Here is a 6794-nt window from a genome sequence, read left to right as displayed (position 1 = left end):
GTCGAGACGGACCGCTCCGCGATCAGTTTTATGCAGGATCTTGGGAGTATTCACTTTCATAGCGATCGGGTAACCCAGCTTTTTGGCGTGCTTGACCGCTTCTTCAACTGAGAAAGCATACAGGTATGGCGCAATCGGGAAGCCGTAGGCCTCGAGAATATCCAGGGCCTGTTCACCGATAATTTCATTTGAATCGGCCTCAGCGATCGTCTTTTCGACTTTCTTCCGGTTGACCTTGAACTTTTTAAACTCACCATCGGGACGCTCGCGCCAGTTGCGATACTGATTGACATTAGCCAGCGCGCGGGCCGCGGATTCCGGGAAGATATATGACGGCACATCATTGTCGCGCAGGATATCAAGCCCGGCCGACTCAAGACCAACACCCATAAAACACCCCACCATCGGCTTGTCATGATTTTTCTTCATATCGACCAGTGTATTGGCGACTGCGTTCTGGTCGACTGTAATCGGTGGCACGAAGATTCCGAAAACCGCATCGATGTTCTTGTCGTGGAAAGCGGCATGCAGGGCCTTGCCGAATTCGACCTCAGTCGCGCCCGCGATCAGGTCGAGAGGATTATCTATCGGGGTGTCGGGTGGCAGAAGCGGACGGATTTTCTTCTTGGTAGCGGCTGAATACTCCGGAAGTTTGAGGTTGAAATTGATCAGGCTGTCGGTGGCAATGATACCGGGACCACCGGCATTGGTAACCACCCCGATGCGATCGCCTTTGGGCAGTGGATTGCGCGCGAAACACGAAGCCACATCAAACATCTGCTGGATCGATCCAACCCGCAGGATACCGCATTGCTCGAACAAAGCCGCCACGGAGACATCGGAACCGGCCAGCGCGCCTGTATGCGACGAGGCCGCCTTCATACCCTGAGCAGTGGTTCCCGCCTTGACCGCGATAATCGGTTTATGCTTCGTAATCTTACGCGCCAGGGTGCTGAATTCGCGCGGTGAACCGAAATCTTCAAGGTACATCAGGATGATCTCGGTCTCGTCATCGTCGGCAAAATACTCGAGCACATCGATTGAATTTACATCGGCCTTGTTGCCGATTGACACGAACTTTGAAAAACCGAGTTTCATCTGGGTTGCCAAAGCCATAATCGCCTCGCCCATTGCGCCCGACTGCGAAATAAAACCTATCTTTCCAGCCTTGGGACGGATCTTGGAAAATGTCGCATCCATCCGAACCTCGGGACGGGCATTGATCACCCCGAAACAGTTCGGTCCGATCATGCGCATCTTGTACTTCTTCACCCTCTCGAGGACTTCCATCTCCAGTCTGGCACCGGTTTCACCGACTTCACGGAAACCGGCCGTAATCACCACCAGCCCGCGCACACCTTTTTCACCGCATTGGTCGACGACATCAGGAACCATCTTGCGTGGCACTACAACCACAGCGCAGTCAACCGCATCGGGAACATCACGAATGGTCGAATATGCTTTAATCGAATGGATTACCGAATGATTGGGATTGACCGGGAAGACCTTGCCGTTGAATTCGTAGCTGATCAGGTTGCGCAGAACCTCGTGGCCGATCTTTCCCTTTTGGGGTGTAGCTCCGATAACCGCAATAGACTGCGGGCTCAGGATGTATTCCAGACCGTTCATGTTCATGTCCTCGAGTGATAATAACGAAGTAATTACATACAAATATAAAACCCTCCCGCTGTGCGGGAGGGTTCAATTTATTTTAAGCGGTAGAATATTTCGAACCGCCTTTTCTCTTTTCCTGTCTTTCCTTGATTACCGCCTGCGCGGCCGCGAGCCTCGCGATCGGTACCCGGAATGGTGAACAGGAAACGTAGTTTAATCCGGTCTTATGGCAGAATTCGATACTGGCCGGGTCACCGCCATGTTCGCCACAGATACCGACTTTAAGCTTATTATTGATCGAACGTCCCCTCTCGGTACCCATCTCGACTAACTGTCCGACACCGACCTGGTCGAGTGACACAAACGGATCTTTTTCGAGGATACCGCGTTCGACATACAGTTTCAGGAATTTGCCGGCATCATCGCGTGAGAATCCCATAGTCATCTGCGTCAGGTCGTTCGTGCCGAAACTGAAGAAGTCAGCTTCCTCTGCGATCTGGTCGGCAGTCAGGGCGGCGCGGGGGACCTCAATCATGGTGCCGACTTTGTAGTCGACTTTGACCTTGGCCTTACGGATAACTTCCTCGGCCACCCGCACCACGATTTCCTTCTGGTTTTTGAGCTCTTCGACATTACCCACCAGCGGAATCATGATTTCCGGGAAGACCTTCTTGCCTTTTTTGGCCAGTTCGCAGGCAGCCTTGATAATCGCCCGGGCCTGCATCTCAGTAATTTCCGGGAAGGTGATACCCAGACGGCATCCGCGATGACCGAGCATCGGATTCTGCTCTTTGAGGTCCTGGATACGGTCCATGACCTTTTCTTTCTCGGCAATCTTGGCCTTGTCACCACCGTCCTTTTTAAGCTTGTCGAGCTCAGCCTTGACCTCATGGATGTCTGGCAGGAACTCATGCAGAGGCGGATCGAGCGTGCGAATAGTTACCGGGAGCCCCTCCATGACCTTGAAGATTCCCACAAAATCTGATTTCTGGAACGGCAGAAGCTTATCCAGGGCAGCCTGTCGTTCAGCCTGCGATTCAGCCAAAATCATCCTCTGTACTACAGGTAGTCGCTTCTCAGCAAAGAACATATGCTCGGTACGGCAGAGACCGATACCCTCGGCACCGAACCTGCGAGCCTGCTCAGAATCGACCGGGGTGTCAGCATTGGTGCGAATACCCAGCTTGCGATACTTGTCGGCCCATTCCATGAACTCCCCGAACTCGCCGGTCAATTCCGGGTCTATGGTGGGAATTTCACCCAGCATGACCTCACCGGTGGAACCGTTTATAGTAACCGTATCGCCTTCCTTGACGATAGTGGTACCGATTGCAAACTGCCTCTGGGACTCATAGACCCGAATGTCCTCGCATCCGGCGACACACGGCTTGCCCATACCACGGGCAACAACGGCAGCATGCGAAGTCATACCACCGCGGGAAGTCAGGATACCGACCGCCGCAAACATACCATGTATATCATCCGGATTGGTTTCCGTGCGCACCAGGATAACTTTCTGTCCGGCCTCGGCCGCCTCGACCGCCTGGTCGGCAGTGAAAATCACCTTGCCACATGCGGCACCCGGCGAAGCGGTAAGGCCTCGCGCGGCGACATCGTAGGTGGCACCGGGATCAATCCTGGGATGCAGGAGCTGGTCCAGATCCTGGGGCCTGACCCTCATGAGAGCCTCCTCCTTGCCGATCAGCTTTTCCTTGACCATATCGACCGCGATCTTTACAGCGGCTGGCGTAGTGCGCTTGCCGGCACGGGTCTGGAGCATATACAGTTTGCCCTCCTGGATCGTGAACTCAAAATCCTGGACATCTTTATAGAATTTCTCCAGCTTGGTGGTGATATCCACCAACTGCTTGTAGACTTTCGGCATCTCACCTTTAAGTGCCACGATCGGCTGAGGAGTACGAATACCTGCCACCACATCCTCGCCCTGAGCATTGATCAGGTACTCGCCATAGAATTCCTTGTCGCCGGTCGAAGGGTTACGAGTGAAGCCGACACCGGTGGCGGAGCTTTCGCCCATATTACCAAACACCATGGTCTGAACATTGACCGCAGTACCCAAATCGCTGGGTAGTTCATTGAGGCGACGGTATGTTATGGCTCTCGGATTGTTCCAGCTACGGAAAACCGCATCACGCGACATCTGGAGTTGCTTCCATGGATCACTCGGGAATTCCTCTCCGGATTTTTCAACGATGATCTTTTTGAACTTACCGATGATGTCCTTGAGATCATCGACCGACAACGAGGAGTCCTGGCGGATCTTGCGCTGTTTTTTCTTGCGCGTGATCACGTCTTCGAAGATGTCCTTGTCAATACCGAGAACGACATTGCCAAACATGGCAATGAAACGGCGGTAGATGTCATAACCGAATCGTTCGTTGCCACTCTTTTTGATCATACCCTGGAGCGTGTCTTCATTGAGCCCCAAATTCAAAACGGTGTCCATCATGCCCGGCATCGAGAATGCCGCGCCGGAACGTACCGAGACCAGAAGCGGGTTTTCCGGATCGCCGAACTTGAGCCCGGTTTCCTTTTCGAGCTTCTTCATGGCGGTCTGGATTTCCTTCTCGAGCCCGGCGGGTACTTTCATATTGTTATCGTAGTACTCCCGGCAGACATCGGTGGTAATCGTGAACCCGGGCGGAACCGGGATTTTGGCGGCGGTCATATCCGCCAGGCCTTTGCCCTTGCCACCCAACAGGTACTTATCCTTTTTATGGCCTTCGGACTTACCGTTCCCGAAATAAAAGACCATCTTGGATACATTTTTAGATTTCACGCTTGTAGTTGTCATCTTTTTCCTGGCTGTCGCTTTCTTTGTTGGGGTTTTCCTGGTTGTCGTCTTTTTTGCCGCTTTTTTGGGTGATGCCTTTTTCTTAGCGGCGGCTTTCTTGACGGCCGGCTTCTTCTTGGCCGAAGTGGTTTTCTTCGCCTTTTTGGCTACTTTTTTCGCTTTCTTTTTAGCCTTTTTAACCATAAATAACTCCGTTTATTTTTGGTTGGTTTTTTGCTTATTAAACAGAAAACGATTTAAAAGGCAAGATAAAATTGAAAAGGACGTACTACCCCCCTTGAAAATCATCCCCTTATATAAGATGTTGAAAGCTGACAGAGTAGCCTACATTGTAAAGAAGCGCTCGCCCTTAATAATCCCCTCAAGCATCTTGAGGGTCTTTTCGACCGGAGCATGCATCAGATCATGCGTGTTGACGGTCTTTTTGACCCTTTCGCGCACAAACTCAACTCCGTTAGCACCCTTCATTCCAGCCCTCTGCTTTTTCTTGTGAGTCAGGTTGTAGAGTCGCTGATACTCTTTGGCTTTTTCCTTATGGGCCAGGTAGTATCGACGCTGGTACTCACGCCTGGCTTCACGGGCTTCCTCAGGTGTTTTGTATTTACGACGTCTGCGTGGCTTTGATATGTTTATCTTAGCCATAACACCTTCCTTGGTTAGAAAATTAGCCCTGTTTCTCTCTCAAGAAGTGAAAATAAAACGTTACCATAACTAATTTACACATAACGAGTTGTCTTGTCAATAAATTTATGCATATTTTGTGCAAAATTTTATAAATATGCACCTGCATTCATTTCATTGACTTATATATAGTTAAGGGCGACAAGGCAGGCCGAAAAACGGATAAAATTTATCCGCACGCCATTACAGCGTCCGGCGCGCCCTTCATACAACAAGCCCTTATGTCAACGAACTATTTGCCGAACAACAATTTAAAACGTTTGCCCGAGAATTACAACCCATTTTTCCAAATCGGCGATACGATTCACAAAAAGTGAGATACGAGCCATCACGGTAAAGCCGAAACTGGCACCGAAACCGATCATCAGGACCCAGATGCCGACCTTGGCCAAGCCTCCAAAAACACCGCTATGAGCTTTGGAGAAAAAGAAATAGATCACACCGCAGGCCACGCCTATAACGATAAAGATATTCCAGAAAACTGTCCAGTTCGAAAAACCGACCTCGATCATGGTCGCCGACAGCTGTCGGTTGACGAAGTTCTGCATACTGAGCGGAATCGCCAGACCGCTTCCGATGCCGATATAGACTGCGATCGGGTAACGTGAGATCCACATCAGTTTCCTGGAAAAACGTGCCCACATCATGAGCCCCAGGATTCCCGGGAAGATATAGAACCATTCCTGGCTGAAATTGCCGAAAACGGTATCGATCAATTTGGGTTTCAAACTCGTGAAATACAAGAGAATTACGAAGTAACCGGCGGATACGCCGACCACCAGGTGTTCCGCGAACTTGTAGAGCGGATTATCCTTATATAGAAAGGAGAAGGTGAATAAGGTCATCAGTGCTCCAAATGAAGTCCACAGAAATGGCGCTAAATAAGATTCCTGCATATCAATTCACCTCCTACCCTATCTGCAATTTATCTTTACGGCGTGTCAAAAAATAGCCCAGGTTACCGATCAGGATAAACAGGATGATTGTCAGATGAGCAACCACCTGCGCAGGCATACCCAGCTGAGCATCGCCACGTTTTTTACCGACTAAAGTCTCGTATTCGGCGGCACCTTTCCATCCGCCGATCAAACCGAAGATCTGTCCGGAATGGAGGTACTGGTAGTAGTCAGCCCCCATAACACCGGTCAGACCGAGTGCCAGTGGAATCCCGTAACGGCCATTGCCGTAGATCAGCCACATATCGGCGGTCGTGCCGGCGGTGATATCAACCACCAGCTTGACATCGTCGAAGTTGCGGACACGGTTCATGATCGGCAGTTCATCCAATGGTGTATTGTAATAGTCGGTCGGGAAATACAGCCTGAAGTTCTGCCCCATACCCAGAATTACCAGGGCAGGATAGGGCTTGTAGCCCAGAAAGCAGTAATCGATACCATATTCCCAGTCTTTCTTGTAGGTTACATTTTTGTAGCGATTATGATCCTGTTTGGCGTTGTAATCCCTGAATCTTTCGATTTTATCCGGATACGTGGCCGCGGCAGTTTTCATGATATTCTCCGCCATACCGGCACCATACTGGGACAAAGTCACCCCGATTACCTGCACCTTGCGTCTCTGGCAGTGTTCGATAATGGCGTAGGACATCGGGTGGAGTTCAGCCAACGCGTTCGGATCGTAATCGAATGCTATCAGGATTTTATCGCCCGGATTGAGGGCTTCGACC

4 protein-coding genes are annotated in these 6794 nt (G+C 50.8%); all 4 read right to left on the bottom strand.

Features of this window, described 5'->3' with window-relative positions; translation table 11 throughout:
- A partial coding sequence (locus GF404_03210; GenBank protein ID MBD3381186.1) for a hypothetical protein occupies positions 1 to 1671 on the bottom strand: 1671 nt, incomplete at its 3' end.
- A 40-nt stretch (positions 1672 to 1711) separates the two neighbouring features.
- Positions 1712 to 4429 (bottom strand): pyruvate, phosphate dikinase, encoded by a 2718-nt coding sequence (locus GF404_03205; GenBank protein MBD3381185.1) that lies wholly within the window; start codon positions 4427 to 4429, stop codon positions 1712 to 1714.
- 324 nt (positions 4430 to 4753) lie between these two features.
- Positions 4754 to 5071, bottom strand: coding sequence for a hypothetical protein (locus tag GF404_03200; GenBank protein ID MBD3381184.1), 318 nt, complete (start codon positions 5069 to 5071; stop codon positions 4754 to 4756).
- 290 nt (positions 5072 to 5361) lie between these two features.
- A complete protein-coding gene (locus GF404_03195; protein MBD3381183.1) occupies positions 5362 to 6006 on the bottom strand; it encodes a hypothetical protein in 645 nt (214 codons plus the stop codon).
- Between the last annotated feature and the right edge of the window lie 788 nt (positions 6007 to 6794).

The sequence above is a fragment of the Candidatus Zixiibacteriota bacterium genome (assembly GCA_014728145.1).
Lineage (GTDB): Bacteria > Zixibacteria > MSB-5A5 > JAABVY01 > JAABVY01 > WJMC01.
Note: the sequence above shows the minus strand (reverse complement) of the source record. Positions and strands in the feature narration are given on the sequence as shown.